General features: G+C 67.6%; 13 protein-coding genes. 10 read left to right on the plus strand and 3 right to left on the minus strand.

Annotated elements, in window-relative coordinates:
* Position 1 precedes the first annotated feature (1 nt).
* Genes PV781_RS18505 through PV781_RS18515 form a run of 3 tightly spaced genes read left to right on the plus strand, consistent with a single transcriptional unit; the run spans position 2 to position 2,936 of the window.
* Positions 2 to 1,162: an acetyl-CoA C-acetyltransferase gene (locus PV781_RS18505; RefSeq protein WP_274777116.1), complete on the plus strand. Its 1,161-nt coding sequence runs from the start codon at positions 2 to 4 to the stop codon at positions 1,160 to 1,162.
* Positions 1,162 to 2,163 carry an NAD(P)H-dependent flavin oxidoreductase gene (locus tag PV781_RS18510; protein ID WP_274777117.1) on the plus strand — a complete coding sequence of 334 codons (1,002 nt, stop codon included), beginning with the start codon at positions 1,162 to 1,164 and terminating at the stop codon, positions 2,161 to 2,163. The genes PV781_RS18505 and PV781_RS18510 overlap by 1 nt, the downstream gene beginning before the upstream one ends.
* Positions 2,160 to 2,936, plus strand: coding sequence for an enoyl-CoA hydratase-related protein (locus PV781_RS18515; protein WP_274777118.1), 777 nt, complete (start codon positions 2,160 to 2,162; stop codon positions 2,934 to 2,936). Before PV781_RS18510 ends, PV781_RS18515 begins: the two co-directional genes overlap by 4 nt.
* 3 nt (positions 2,937 to 2,939) lie before the next feature.
* Here the strand turns inward: PV781_RS18515 and PV781_RS18520 are convergent, their stop codons facing one another.
* The gene (locus PV781_RS18520; RefSeq protein WP_274777119.1) at positions 2,940 to 3,878 is read right to left on the minus strand and encodes a LysR substrate-binding domain-containing protein; all 939 of its coding nucleotides are present in this window, start codon (positions 3,876 to 3,878) and stop codon (positions 2,940 to 2,942) included.
* Between the two features lie 112 nt (positions 3,879 to 3,990).
* Here PV781_RS18520 and PV781_RS18525 point away from each other — a divergent pair, with 112 nt between their 5' ends.
* From PV781_RS18525 to PV781_RS18545, 5 genes are read left to right on the plus strand one after another with little or no spacing between them, the layout of a single operon-like run.
* Positions 3,991 to 4,899 (plus strand): amino acid ABC transporter substrate-binding protein, encoded by a 909-nt coding sequence (locus tag PV781_RS18525; RefSeq protein WP_274777120.1) that lies wholly within the window; start codon positions 3,991 to 3,993, stop codon positions 4,897 to 4,899.
* Between the two features lie 45 nt (positions 4,900 to 4,944).
* Positions 4,945 to 5,706, plus strand: a complete 762-nt coding sequence (locus tag PV781_RS18530) for an amino acid ABC transporter permease (RefSeq protein WP_274777121.1) — start codon at positions 4,945 to 4,947, stop codon at positions 5,704 to 5,706.
* Positions 5,703 to 6,395, plus strand: a complete 693-nt coding sequence (locus PV781_RS18535) for an amino acid ABC transporter permease (RefSeq protein WP_274777122.1) — start codon at positions 5,703 to 5,705, stop codon at positions 6,393 to 6,395. The genes PV781_RS18530 and PV781_RS18535 overlap by 4 nt, the downstream gene beginning before the upstream one ends.
* Before the next feature lie 23 nt (positions 6,396 to 6,418).
* A complete protein-coding gene (locus tag PV781_RS18540) occupies positions 6,419 to 7,153 on the plus strand; it encodes an amino acid ABC transporter ATP-binding protein (RefSeq protein ID WP_274777160.1) in 735 nt (244 codons plus the stop codon).
* A 9-nt stretch (positions 7,154 to 7,162) separates the two neighbouring features.
* Complete coding sequence (locus PV781_RS18545; protein ID WP_274777123.1) at positions 7,163 to 8,251, plus strand: threonine aldolase family protein; 1,089 nt, start codon at positions 7,163 to 7,165, stop codon at positions 8,249 to 8,251.
* A gap of 20 nt (positions 8,252 to 8,271) precedes the next feature.
* Here the strand turns inward: PV781_RS18545 and PV781_RS18550 are convergent, their stop codons facing one another.
* Both PV781_RS18550 and PV781_RS18555 read right to left on the minus strand, forming a co-directional pair.
* Positions 8,272 to 9,294, minus strand: coding sequence for a Bug family tripartite tricarboxylate transporter substrate binding protein (locus PV781_RS18550; protein WP_274777124.1), 1,023 nt, complete (start codon positions 9,292 to 9,294; stop codon positions 8,272 to 8,274).
* Positions 9,295 to 9,320: 26 nt separating this feature from the next.
* Positions 9,321 to 10,403 (minus strand): 4-oxalomesaconate tautomerase, encoded by a 1,083-nt coding sequence (locus PV781_RS18555; protein ID WP_274777161.1) that lies wholly within the window; start codon positions 10,401 to 10,403, stop codon positions 9,321 to 9,323.
* Positions 10,404 to 10,515: 112 nt separating this feature from the next.
* Between PV781_RS18555 and PV781_RS18560 the strand changes: the two genes are divergently transcribed.
* Both PV781_RS18560 and PV781_RS18565 read left to right on the plus strand, forming a co-directional pair.
* Positions 10,516 to 11,421, plus strand: a complete 906-nt coding sequence (locus PV781_RS18560) for a LysR family transcriptional regulator (protein ID WP_274777125.1) — start codon at positions 10,516 to 10,518, stop codon at positions 11,419 to 11,421.
* A 216-nt stretch (positions 11,422 to 11,637) separates the two neighbouring features.
* Positions 11,638 to 12,549 (plus strand): LysR family transcriptional regulator, encoded by a 912-nt coding sequence (locus PV781_RS18565; protein WP_274777126.1) that lies wholly within the window; start codon positions 11,638 to 11,640, stop codon positions 12,547 to 12,549.
* Positions 12,550 to 12,635: the final 86 nt, after the last annotated feature.

A 12,635-nucleotide genomic window follows, 5' to 3' on the forward strand; every position in this document is an offset into this window, starting at 1 on the left:
GATGGCCGAGGCCTATATCGTGGACGCCGTCCGCACCGCCGGGGGGCGGCGCAACGGCAAGCTCGCCGGCTGGCATCCCGCCGACATGGGCGGTGCCGTGCTGGACGCCCTGGTGGCGCGCACCGGCATCGCGCCGGACGCGGTGGAGGATGTGATCGTCGGCTGCGTCACCCAAGGCGGCGAGCAGTCCTTCGCCTTCGGCCGCAACGTGGTGCTCGCCTCCTCCTTGCCGGAGAGCGTGCCGGCGGTGACCATCGACCGCCAGTGCGGCAGTTCCCAGCAGGCGGTGCAGTTCGCGGCCCAGGCGGTCATGTCCGGCACCCAGGACGTGGTCATCGCGGCGGGTGCCGAGAGCATGACCCGCGTGCCCATGTTCGCCTCCGTCTCCCTGTTCGAGAAGGCGGGGGTGGGCACCGGGCCGGTCTCGGAAAAGATCCGCGCCCGCTATGGGGTGTCGAGCTTCAGCCAGTTCGAGGGCGCCGAGATGATCGCCCGCAAATATGGCTTCGACCGCGAGACGCTGGACCGCTTCGCCCTGGAAAGCCACCGCCGCGCCGCGCAGGCGACGCAGGCCGGCGCTTTCGTGAACGAGATCGTGCCGATCGCCGTGGAGGGCGGCCTCCACACCACCGACGAAGGCATCCGCTATGACGCGACGCTGGAGGGCATCGGCTCGGTCAAGCTGCTGAAGGAAGACGGCGTCCTCTCCGCCGCCAATGCCAGCCAGATGTGCGACGGCGCCTCCGCCGCCTTGGTGGTGAGCGAGCGGGCGCTCAAAGCCCACAACCTCACTCCGCTCGCCCGCATCGTGACCCTGGCCGTGACGGCGGGCGATCCCGTCATCATGCTGGAGGAGCCCATCAACGCCACGCGCAAGGCGCTGGCCAAGGCGGGGATGAGCCTTGATGACATCGACCTCTATGAGGTGAACGAGGCCTTCGCGCCCATCCCGCTGGCTTGGATGCAGGCGCTGGGCGCCGATCCCGAAAAGCTCAATGTGAATGGCGGCGCCATCGCGCTCGGCCATCCCTTGGGCGCCTCCGGCACCAAGCTGCTGGCCACCCTCGTTCAGGCGCTGAAAGCGCGCGGCAAGCGCTATGGCTTGCAGACCATGTGCGAAGGCGGCGGCATCGCCAATGTCACCATCGTGGAGGCGCTGTGATGGCTCTCTCCACACGATTCACGCAGATGACCGGCGTGCGCCACCCGGTGATGCAGGGGGGCATGATGTGGGTGGGCCGGGCGGAACTGGCCGCCGCCGTTTCCAATGCGGGCGGGCTCGGCGTGCTAACCGCCCTGACCCAGCCCACCCCCGATGATCTGCGCCGCGAGATCGACCGCTGCCGGGCCATGACCGACAAGCCCTTCGGCGTGAACCTCACCATCCTGCCGTCCGTCTCCCCGCCGCCTTATGCGGAGTATCGACGCGCCATCATCGAGAGCGGCATCAAGATCGTGGAGACCGCCGGCCACAAGCCGCAGGAGCATGTGGAGGAGTTCAAGTCCCACGGCATCCTGGTCATCCACAAATGCACCGCCGTGCGCCATGCCCTCTCGGCCCAGCGCATGGGCGTGGACATCCTCTCCATCGACGGCTTCGAATGCGCCGGCCACCCCGGCGAGGATGACATTCCCGGCCTCATCCTCATCCCGGCGGCAGCGGACAAGGTGTCCATCCCCATCATCGCCAGCGGCGGCTTCGCTGACGGGCGGGGACTCGTGGCGGCGCTGGCGCTGGGGGCCGAGGGCATCAATATGGGCACGCGCTTCTGCGCCACCGTGGAAGCGCCCATCCATGACAAGGTGAAAGAGCTCTTGGTTGCCAATGACGAGCGGGCCACCAATCTCATCTTCCGCCGCTTCCACAATACGGGACGGGTGGCGAAGACGTCCGTGTCCGACGAGGTGGTGGCGCGCTCCCTGAAGCCCGATGCCACGTTCGAGGACATCCGCCCGCTGGTGTCCGGCGCCAAGGGGCGCGTGGCGCTGGAGACGGGGGACCTGGACGCCGGCCTCGTTTGGGCGGGGCAGGTGCAGGGGCTCATTCACGACATTCCCACCTGCGCGGAGCTGGTGGGCCGCATCGTGGCGGAAGCGGAAGCCCTCATCGCCAGCCGGCTCGCCGGCCTCGTGCAGAGCGGCGTGCGGGAGCAGGCAGCGTGACCTACCAATACATCACCGTCGCGCGCGAAGGCGCGCTCACCCTCGTCACCATCAACCGGCCGCAGGCCCATAATGCGCTGAACGCGCAGGCCCATGAGGAACTGGCTGAGGCCTTCGACGCCTTCGCGGCCGATGACAGCCAGTGGGTCGCCATCCTCACGGGGGCGGGCGGCAAGGCGTTTTGCGCCGGCCATGACCTGAAGCAGCAGGCCTCCGGCGGTGGGCTCGTCACCCCGCCTTCGGGCTTTGGCGGGCTCACCGCGCGGTTCGACCTCAACAAGCCGCTCATTGCCGCCGTGGATGGCGTGGCCATGGGCGGGGGGTTCGAGTTGGCGCTCGCCTGCGACATTCTTATCGCGACGCCGCGCTCGGTCTTCGCCTTGCCGGAGCCCAAGGTGGGCCTGGCCGCGCTCGCCGGCGGCATCCAGCGCCTGCCGCGCGAGATCGGCCTGAAGCGCGCCATGGGCATGATGCTCACCGGCCGCCGGGTGGCGGCGCAGGAGGGCTATGACCTGGGCTTCGTGACGGAGGTGGTGGAGGGCGACATATTGGAGGCCGCCCGGCGCTGGGCGGCGGAGATCCTTTCCGCCAGCCCCATGTCGGTCAGGGCGACCAAGGAGGCGGCCCTGCGCGGCCTCGATACGCCGCTGGCGCAGGCGCTGACCGAGGAATGGGACTATCCCGCCATGAAGGCCATGCTGGCCTCGGAAGACGCCGTGGAAGGCCCCGCCGCCTTCGCGGAAAAGCGCGCGCCGGTCTGGAAGGGGCGCTGACCCCTACACAGGAGCTGGCGGCGGATTCCCCATGGCTGCCAGCTCCGCCTGCACCTGCCGGCGCGCATAGGCGCTGAACTCCGCCACCAGACGGGTGCGGGCCACATAAGGCGGAAAGATCAGCGCCACCGTGGTCGGGATGTCCGGCGTGAAGGGGCGGATTTCCAGCCCCGCCGCTGCCCGCTCCTCATGGGCTGCGAGCGGATTGACGAGGCTCACCCCCAGCCCCGCCCCCACCAGTGTGCAGACGGAGGCGCCGAGGTCCGTCTCCGCCACGATGCGCCGCCGCACCCCCGCCGCCGTGAACACCTGGTCGATACGTTCCGCCAATTGCCCTCCACCGGGCGAGGCAATGAAGGCCTGGCCGGCGAAATCCTCCGGGGTCAGGCTTTCGCGCGCGGCGAGCGGGTGGCCCTTGGGCAGCACGGCCACGCACTGGCCGGTATGAAGCGGCTCCACCTCCACCCCATGGGTGTCCTGATAGAGCATGGCGAGCCCCATGTCGCACAGGCCCGAACTGATCCATTCATGCACCGTATTGGCGGTGCCCGAGCGGATGGAAACCATCACCTCCGGATAATCCACCATGAAGCGCGCGGCGATGCGGGTCAGAAGCCCGGCGGCGAGGCGCGGCATGGCGGTGACGCGCAGACGGTCGGCGCGGAAGGAGCGGATGCCGTGGGCGGCGGCTTCCAGGGAACTCAGGCCGGTGAAAGCCTTCTCCACCTCCTGAAAGAAGCGCGTGCCCTCATTGGTGGGAAAGACCCGGCTGCCGGAGCGGTCGAACAAGGCGAATTTGGTGATCTGCTCCAATTGCGCGATGAGGCGGCTGATCTGCGGCTGGGACGTGTTGAGGCGGCGCGCCGCCTCCGTCATGGAGCCGGTCTGCACCACCGCCCGGAAGGCCTCGATGTGCTGAAGGCCCATGCGCCGCTGTGGCATATCAAATCCGTATGAGATGGGTCATAATTAGAATTATGCATCATGAAGTCGGCTTGCCATAGTCCCGAGGCTGAAAGAGCGAGCGGCATGGCCAACTCGCCCAGTGGGGAACATGATGAAAGCTCTTTGCGGGATCGCGATCGCCGTTTCGTTCACGCTCGCCGCTGGCGCGGCGCAGGCCCAGAGCCGCGTGGACACCATCCGCCAGACCGGCTCCATCACCCTCGGCCATCCCGAGACCTCGGTGCCCTTCGCCTATCTGGACGGCAACCAGAAGCCTGTGGGCTATACGGTGGAGATCTGCGAGAAGATCGCCGGCGAGATCAAGGCGGCGCTCGGCCTGCCCAAGCTCGACATCCGCTATAACCCCACCACCTCGGCCACCCGCATCCCGCTGCTCGCCAACGGCACCATTGACCTGGAGTGCGGCAACACCACCAACAATGTGGAGCGCCACAAGCTGGTCTCCTTCGCGCCCACCACCTTCGTGGCGCAGGTGGTGCTGATGGCCCGCAAGGATGGCGGCGTGGACGTGAACGACCCCGCCTCCTTCCGCGGCAAGACCATCGCCGCCCAGGCCGGCGGGCAGACGTTCAAGGTCATTTCCCAGATCAATGCCAAGAACAATCTGGGCATCACGGTCGCCGGGGCGAAGGACACGGCCGAGGCCTTCTTGATGGTGGAAACGGGCCGCGCCGCCGGCACCGCCAATGATGATGGCCTCGCCTATGGGCAGGTGGCCTCCTCCAAGGATCCCTCCGCCTTCATCATCGGCACCAAGAGCCTGGAAATCGCGCCCTACGGCATCATGGAGCCCAAGGACGACCCGCAGTTCAAGGCGCTGGTGGATGCCGCCGTCCTCAAGCTCATCAAGGACGGCACGGTGGCCGCGCTCTATGACAAGTATTTCAACGCGCCCATCCCGCCGCGCGGCATCAACCTGAAATATCCCATGAGCGATGCCCTGAAGAAGGCGCTGGCCAATCCCACCGATTCGGGCGATCCGGCGGCCTATCAGTGAGCCCGGCCGCGCCTGCGCGGCCACGGCATTCGGCGGAACCCGCCCATGAAATATGACTGGAGCTGGAGCGTCTTCCTCGACACCTCGTCGGACGGCGTTCACAGCTATCTCCACAATCTCGGCGTCGGGGCCCTGTGGACGCTGGGGCTGTCCGGCACCACGGCCATCTGCGCGCTGGTGCTGGGGGCGCTGATCGGCGTCCTGCGCACCGCCCGGTCGCCCGCGCTCAATGCCATCGGCACAGTCTATGTGGAGGTGTTCCGTAACATCCCGCTGCTGGTGCAGATGTTCCTCTGGTATTTCGTGCTGCCGGAGGTTCTGCCCAAGAGCCTCGGCCAGGCCATCAAGGGCATGCCGGCGCCTTGGAACGCCTTCGTGCCCGCGCTCCTGTGCCTCATCTTCTACGCCACCGCCCGCATCGGCGAGCAGATGCGCTCGGGCATCCAGTCGCTGCCCAAGGGCCAGTATCAGGCGGCCCTCGCCTTGGGGCTGACCCCCGCCCAGGCCTATCGGCGCGTGGTGCTGCCGGAAGCCTTCCGCATCATGATCCCGCCGCTCACGTCCGAATTCATGGGCATCGTGAAATATTCCTCGGTGGCCATGACCATCGGCCTGCTGGAACTCACCGGACAGGCGCGGGCCATGCAGGAATTCTCCTTCCACATCTTCGAGGCGTTCAGCGCGGCGACACTCGGCTATCTCCTCATCAACGGCACCCTCGTGCTGGCCATGCGCGCTCTGGAGCGCCGGCTCGCCGTGCCCGGTCTCATCGGGGCGGGAAGCGCCGGAAAGGGAGGGCGGTCATGAGCGGCGCCTTCGATTTTTCCGCCATCCTCAATGCGCTGCCCTATCTCATCTTCGACGGGCTCGGCCTGACGCTGGCGCTGACGTTCCTCGCGGGGCTGATGGGCCTGGCGCTGGGCATCGTGCTGGCGGTGCTGCGGCTCTCGCCGTGGCGGGTGCTCTCGGTGCCGGCGGGGCTCTATGTGAACCTCATGCGGTCCGTGCCGCTGGTGCTCATCATCTTCTGGTTCTACTTCCTGGTGCCCTATATCGGCGCCTGGATCGTGGGATCTCCCCGGCCGATCCAGGTGGGGGCCTTCCGCTCGGCCCTCGTGAGCTTCACCTTGTTCGAGGCGGCCTATTTCTGCGAGATCATCCGCAGCGGCATCCAGTCCATCCGGCGGGGCCAAGTGGCTGCGGGCTTGGCGCTGGGGCTCAACCGGCGGCAGACCTTCCTGAAGGTGGTGTTGCCGCAGGCCCTGCGGAACATGACGCCCTCGCTGCTCACGCGCCTCATCGTCCTCTTCCAGGACACCTCGCTCGTCTATGTGGTGGCGCTGACGGACTTTCTCGGCGCGGCGTCGAAAGTGGGCGCCCGCGATGGCCGGCTCACGGAATTGTACGTGTTCGTGGCGCTTGTCTACCTCGCCCTCTGCTTTGGCGCCTCCCGACTCGTGAAGCGCCTGGAAGCGCGCTGGAAACTGGCCCGATGACCGCTCCCTCCCCAACTCCCCCGATGATCGAGATCCGCAATGTGAGCAAATGGTACGGCACCATGCAGGTGCTGAACCAGTGCACCACCCATGTGGCCAAGGGCGAGGTGGTGGTGGTGTGCGGGCCGTCCGGCTCGGGCAAGTCCACCCTCATCAAGACCGTGAACGCGCTGGAGGATTTCCAGGAGGGCGAGATCATCGTCAATGGCGTGTCGGTGGGCGACCGGCGCACCAACCTGCCGCGCCTGCGCGCCACCACGGGCATGGTGTTCCAGCATTTCGAGCTGTTCCCCCATCTCAGTGTCATCGACAATCTGTGCCTCGCCCAGACGCAGGTCCTGAAACGCAGCCGGGCGGAAGCGCGGGCGCGCGGCCTCAGCCTCCTGGAGCGGGTGGGCCTCGCGGGGCATGCCGAGGCGTTTCCCGGCACGCTCTCCGGTGGCCAGCAGCAGCGCGTCGCCATCGCCCGCGCCTTGTGCATGGACCCGTCCGCCATGCTGTTCGACGAGCCCACTTCGGCGCTCGACCCGGAAATGGTGACCGAGGTGCTGGACGTGATGACCGACCTTGCCCGCGAGGGCATGACCATGATGGTGGTCACCCACGAAATGGGCTTCGCCAAGCATGTGGCGGACCGGGTGATCTTCATGGATGCGGGCCGCATCCTGGAAGACTGCCCCAAGGCCGAATTCTTCGATGAGGTGGACGCCCGCCACGCGCGCACCCGCCTGTTCCTTTCCAAGATCCTGAAGCAATAGGGGCCAAAGATGCCGGTCCAAGGCGCCACCGCGACGATGGCCACTCACCCCGACGCTCTGACGTCGGTGGATCTTCGCAGCGACACGGTCACCCGCCCGACCCCCGCCATGTATGAGCGCATGGCGAGCGCGGTGATCGGCGATGACGGCCTCGACGGCGATCCCACCGCCCGCGCGCTGGAAGCCGAGACGGCGCAGGTGCTGGGCAAGGAAGCCGGCCTGTTCGTGCCGAGCTGCACCATGGCCAACCTCATCGCCATCCTCGCCCAGTCCCAGCGCAGCGAGCAGGTGGTGCTGGAGGCGGGTGCCCACATCTACAATTCCGAGCGGGGCTCGGGCACCTTTACCGGCCTGTTCTATCTGCCCGTGCCGGGCACGGCCGGAGCGATGGATCTCGACGTCCTGGAAGACGTGCTGAACCCCACCGGGCACCGGCTGAAGACGGCCCTGGTGGGCGTGGAGACCTCGCACAACAATGCTGGCGGCGCCGTCCTGCCGCTCGATCACATGCAGAAGGTCCACGAGATGGCGCACCGGCGCGGGGCGCGGGTGCATATTGATGGCGCGCGGCTTTTCAATGCGGCGGTCCATCTGGGCGTCACCCCGGCCGAGGTGGCGCGCGCCTCCGACACCGTTTCGCTGTGCCTCTCCAAGGGCCTGAGCGCGCCAGTGGGGGCGGTGCTCGCCGGTCCCAGGGCGACCATCGAAAAGGGGCGGACCTTGCGGCGCATGCTGGGCGGCGCCCAGCGCCAGGTGGGCATCATGGCGGCGGCGGGCCTGGAAGGCGTGCGCACCATGGGGCCGCGCCTCGCCGAGGATCACCGCCGCGCCCGGCGCTTCGCCGAGGGCGTCAACGGCCTCGGCCTGCCGCTTTCCGCGACGGAGCCGCAAACCAACATCGTGCAGGTGGACGTCTCCCGCACCGGCCGCGACAGCGGCGCCTGGGTGGACCTTCTGGAGGCGGCGGGCCTGCTCGCCCGCCCCTGGGGCCGGCAGCGCCTGCGCTGTGTCACCCACCGCCACATCGACGACGCCGCGATCGAACGGGCGATCGCGGCTTTCCGGACGGTGATGGAAGGGTTGCCCGCACCGATGTGAGGCGCGGGCCGGCTCGCCCCTCAGTCGATGGCGATGTTCGCCTTCTTGATGACGGCGGCCCAGCGGCTGGATTCGCCCTTCATCATGTCCAGGAACTCCGTCGGCGTATCGCCGATGGGCTTGGCGCCTTCATTTTCCAGGCGCTCCCGCACCACGCCGCTCATGATGGTGGCGATCGTGGCCTCCCGCAGCTTGTCGATGACCGCCTGGGGGGTGCCCTTGGGCGCGACGAAGCCATACCAGGCGGTGGATTCGTATTGCGGCCAGCCGCTTTCGGCCACTGAGGGCACGTCCGGGAACTTGGCGATCCGGTCGCGGGAGGTCACCGCCAGTACCTTCACGTCGCCGCGCTGCGCGAGGCCCAGCACCGAGGGCACGGTGGTGGCCATGAAGTCCAGCCGGGCGCCGAGCAGGTCGTTGAGGGCGGGGCCGGCGCCCTTATAGGGCACGTGCACGGCCTGGAAGTTGGTCACCTGCGCCAGAAGCACGGCGGCCAGGTGGCTCGCCGAGCCGTTGCCGGCGGAGCCATAGGAGAGCTTGTCCGGGAACTTCTGCCCGTAGGTCACCAAGTCCTGGATGGTGTTGAAGGGCGAGGACTTCGGCACCACCACCAGAAGCGGGGCCGCGGTGATCAGCGTGATCGGCGCAAAGGCCTTGAGCGGGTCGATCTTCACGTTTCGGAACAGATGGGGATTGACCACCATGGGGCCCTGGTTGGCCATCAGGATGGTGTAGCCATCCGGCTCCGCATTGGCGACCTGCTGGGTGGCCACGTTGCCGCCCGCCGAGCCGTTATTGTCCACCACCACAGCCTGCTTGAGACGTTCCGAGACGCCCTGCGCCACGATGCGGGCGATACCGTCCGTGCCGCCGCCGGCCGCATAGGGCACCAGCAGGCGGATCGGGCGGGTGGGATAGGCGGCATCGGCGGCCATGGCCAAGCGGGGGCTGGCCACCAGCGAGGCGGCTGCCGCGCCGAGCAGGCCACGGCACAAGGAGCGCCGGGTGAGCGGCAGGTGGAGGGGCGCACGATTATTGTTCATGGACGTTTCCTTCAGATATTTGTCGTTCAAGCGGCGAAGGCGGGCAAGGGCACGATCACGTTGCCCTCGAAGAGGCGGCGGGCGGTGCGCACGAGGCTGGCCGCTTCAAGCTGTCCGCAGGCGTCGCGCTCCAGGCCCACCTCGGTCCGGCCGCCGGGATGTTCCAGGGCGAACGTGTTGGGTCGCGCGGCGTCGGGCACCGCAAGGTTCGCCGCGATGCTGCCCTTCAGGAGGCTGGCGGCGGCGATGCACAGCGCGCCGGTGACGGCGTGTCCGCGATGGCAGCGGCGGGAATTGGCAAAATAGCGCGAGGTCAGCGTACCGCCCGCGCGCGGGGCCGAGAGCAGCGCCAGCTTCGGCACCACGATCTGCGACACGTCCCCAAGGCCCATGCGCCGACCCGCCTCCAGGCGGATGGCTTCAAGCCGCGCCAACAGGTCGATATCGGCCTCGAGCGCATCGGGCGTTTCGGTGCCGGCAAGGCCCACGGAGGCCGCATGGATGAGCACCATGGGGACCGCATAATCCACCAGCGAGACCGGAACGCCGTCGATCTCCTCCCGCACATTCCCGGTGGGTAGGAGCGCACCGGTCTTGCTGCCCATGGCATTGCGGAAGATCAGGCGGATGGGCGCCGCGCTGCCGGCGACGCCGTCGATGGACGTCTGCCCGGCATAGTCCACCACCCCGCCGGGCGTCTGCACCACCGCTTCCACCAGCACGCCGGTGTTGCGGTTGAAGATGCGGACAGTGGTCTCACCCTCCCGCGCATCCACCAGCCCCGCCTCGATGGCGAAGGGGCCGACAGCGGAGAGCATGTTGCCGCAATTGGGGCTGAAATCCACGAAGGCGCGGTCGATGGAGACCTGCGCGAACAAGTATTCCACGTCGACGCCGGGCCGGGTGGACGCTCCAACGATGGCCACCTTGCTGGTCAGCGGGTTGCCGCCGCCAATGCCGTCCACCTGGAGATTATGGGGCGAGCCCATGGCCGCCAGCAGGAAATGGGACAGCTCAGCCTGCTCGCGCGGCAGGTCGTTCTCCAGGAAGAAGGGCCCGCGGGAGGTGCCCCCGCGCATCAGCACGCAGGGCACTTTCTCGAAGGTCATCAGGGATTTGCGGGAGAGGTCGTTCACGGCGACACCACGTTCTTGATGTGGGTGCACCTTGTCTCGCGGCCGCTTTCATGTGAAATGCAATTATCACGATGAATGATGCGTCATGAACATCAATTACGAAGCCCTCGACCTGCGCGCCTTCGCGGCGGTGGTGGATCTCGGCGGTTTTCACCGCGCGGCGGAAGCCCTCAACATGTCCCAGTCGGCCCTGAGCCGGCGCATCCAGCGGCTGGAGGCGGCCATCGGCGCGGCGTTGCTAGAGCGCACCACGCGGCGGGTGGCATTGACGCCGGTGGGGCGGGAACTGCTGCCTCTGGTGCGGCGCATGCTGGAGGAGTTCGACACCTCCCTCTTCGCCATGCGCGAGGTGGGGCGCCGGCGGGTGGGCCAGATCTCGCTGGCCTGCATTCCCACCGCCACTTTCTACTTCCTGCCGGCGGTGATCGCCCGCTTCAATTCCGATTACCCCAACATCCGCTTTCGCATCCTCGACGTGCCCGCCAGCGAGGGCCTTGCCTGCGTGGCGCGGGGAGAGGTGGAGTTCGGCATCAACCTGATGGGCGGGTCGGACCCCGACCTCACGTTCGAGCCGCTGCTGGAGGATCCCTTTGTCCTCGCCTGCCGGCGTGATCATCCTCTGGCCGGGCGTGACCAGCTCGCCTGGAGCGATTTGGAGGGGCATGCCCTCATCGCCGTGAGCCGCGCCAGCGGCAACCGCATTCTCCTGGACGCCGCCCTGGTGAAGGCGAAGGTGCAGCTCAGCTGGTCCTATGAGGTGACGCACCTGACCACCTCGCTGGGCCTGGTTGAGGCGGGCCTCGGCGTCTCCGTCCTGCCGCGCCTCGCCACGCCGCAAGGCGAGCACCCGCTCATCGTGACCAAGCCCATTCGCGATCCGGAAGTCTCGCGCACCATTGGCATTGTCCGCCGCCGCACCGGGAGCCTCGCCCCCGCCGCCCAACAGTTTTTGGACATGCTGCTCGGCACCTGGCGTGTGCAGGCGCGGTGAGCGGGGGGCAGCGTGGCGGGCAGCGAAGGTCGTCGCTTCGCAATGCGCGCTGCCCTCGCGCGGAACATGCTGGCGCGATGGGGGAGGCCATGGCGCGGCGGCGCTTCAGCACGTTGAAGTCGCTTGGTTGCCCGCGCCGTTCATCTCCGGTTCTGCGGGTGGATTGGCTTCTGCGGGTGGATTGGCCCCGTGCCCCTTCCGGCGCATGATCCGTGCATGATCGACTTCCGCAACATCGAGACCTTCTTCTGGGCCGCGGCCCTCGGCAGCCTGCGGGCCGCCTCCGAGAAGCTCGGCACCACGCAGCCCGCCGTCTCCCAGCGGATCGCATCTCTGGAGCAGACGCTGGGCGTGCGCCTGTTCCAGCGCGACGCACGCGGCGTATCCCTCACCGCGAAGGGGCAGGAACTGCTGGTGCATGCGGAGCGGATGATCGAGGCGAAAAAGGACATGCTGCGCGCCGCCCGCGACCAGACCACCATGAGCGGAAAGGTGCGACTCGGCGTGGCCGAGACCATCGTCCAGACCTGGCTGCCCCGCCTCATCGAGCAGGTGCACGCCGCCTATCCGGCCTTGGTGCTGGAAATCCACGTGGACAGCACATCCGTCCTTTCCACCCAACTCATGGGTCGCAATCTCGATCTTGCCTTCCTCATGGGGCCGATCCTGGAGGCCCGGGTGGAGAACCTGCCGCTCTGCACCTATCCGCTCGCTTGGGTGGTGCGGCACGATGCTGCCTTGGGGCCGGGACCTGTCAGCCTGCCGGATGTGGCGGCCTTTCCCATCATCACCTATGCGTCCAACAGTTCGCCCTACAAGGTGGTCCGGGACATGCTGATGCGCGCCGGCCTTGGCGAACCGCGCATGTATGGGAGCGCTTCCCTCTCCATGGTGGTGCGCATGGTGCTGGACGGCATCGGCCCTGCCGTTATCACGCCGGTCTTCCTGGGCCGCGAGCTTGAGCGGGGCGAGCTGCGCCTGCTCGATGTCACCGCAGACCCCCTTCCCGACCTGAGCTTCACAGCCAGCTGGGTGGATGGGCCGGACAGTTACCCCGCGCGGGTCATTGCCCGCATGGCCCAGCAGATTGCGGCTGCAGAGCGGGACGAAATTCTGCACGAGGTATAAGCCGGATTTATGTCTCTGTTTCAAACATACGATTGGACAGACACGGCATCTCTGAATTGCAATGCAACCCATAAGGCGGACAGAAG

The organism is Aquabacter sediminis (genome assembly GCF_028863665.1).
Lineage (GTDB): Bacteria > Pseudomonadota > Alphaproteobacteria > Rhizobiales > Xanthobacteraceae > L1I39.

Bases quoted from the DNA above. Each gene is read 5' to 3' on its own strand.
- PV781_RS18510 (WP_274777117.1), top strand. From the start codon at position 1,162: ATGGCTCTCTCCACACGATTCACGCAGATGACCGGCGTGCGCCACCCG.
- PV781_RS18545 (WP_274777123.1), top strand. From the start codon at position 7,163: ATGCCGGTCCAAGGCGCCACCGCGACGATGGCCACTCACCCCGACGCT.
- PV781_RS18525 (WP_274777120.1), top strand. From the start codon at position 3,991: ATGATGAAAGCTCTTTGCGGGATCGCGATCGCCGTTTCGTTCACGCTC.
- PV781_RS18505 (WP_274777116.1), top strand. From the start codon at position 2: ATGGCCGAGGCCTATATCGTGGACGCCGTCCGCACCGCCGGGGGGCGG.
- PV781_RS18535 (WP_274777122.1), top strand. From the start codon at position 5,703: ATGAGCGGCGCCTTCGATTTTTCCGCCATCCTCAATGCGCTGCCCTAT.
- PV781_RS18565 (WP_274777126.1), top strand. From the start codon at position 11,638: ATGATCGACTTCCGCAACATCGAGACCTTCTTCTGGGCCGCGGCCCTC.
- PV781_RS18555 (WP_274777161.1), bottom strand. From the start codon at position 10,403: ATGACCTTCGAGAAAGTGCCCTGCGTGCTGATGCGCGGGGGCACCTCC.
- PV781_RS18560 (WP_274777125.1), top strand. From the start codon at position 10,516: ATGAACATCAATTACGAAGCCCTCGACCTGCGCGCCTTCGCGGCGGTG.
- PV781_RS18520 (WP_274777119.1), bottom strand. From the start codon at position 3,878: ATGCCACAGCGGCGCATGGGCCTTCAGCACATCGAGGCCTTCCGGGCG.
- PV781_RS18540 (WP_274777160.1), top strand. From the start codon at position 6,419: ATGATCGAGATCCGCAATGTGAGCAAATGGTACGGCACCATGCAGGTG.
- PV781_RS18530 (WP_274777121.1), top strand. From the start codon at position 4,945: ATGAAATATGACTGGAGCTGGAGCGTCTTCCTCGACACCTCGTCGGAC.
- PV781_RS18550 (WP_274777124.1), bottom strand. From the start codon at position 9,294: ATGAACAATAATCGTGCGCCCCTCCACCTGCCGCTCACCCGGCGCTCC.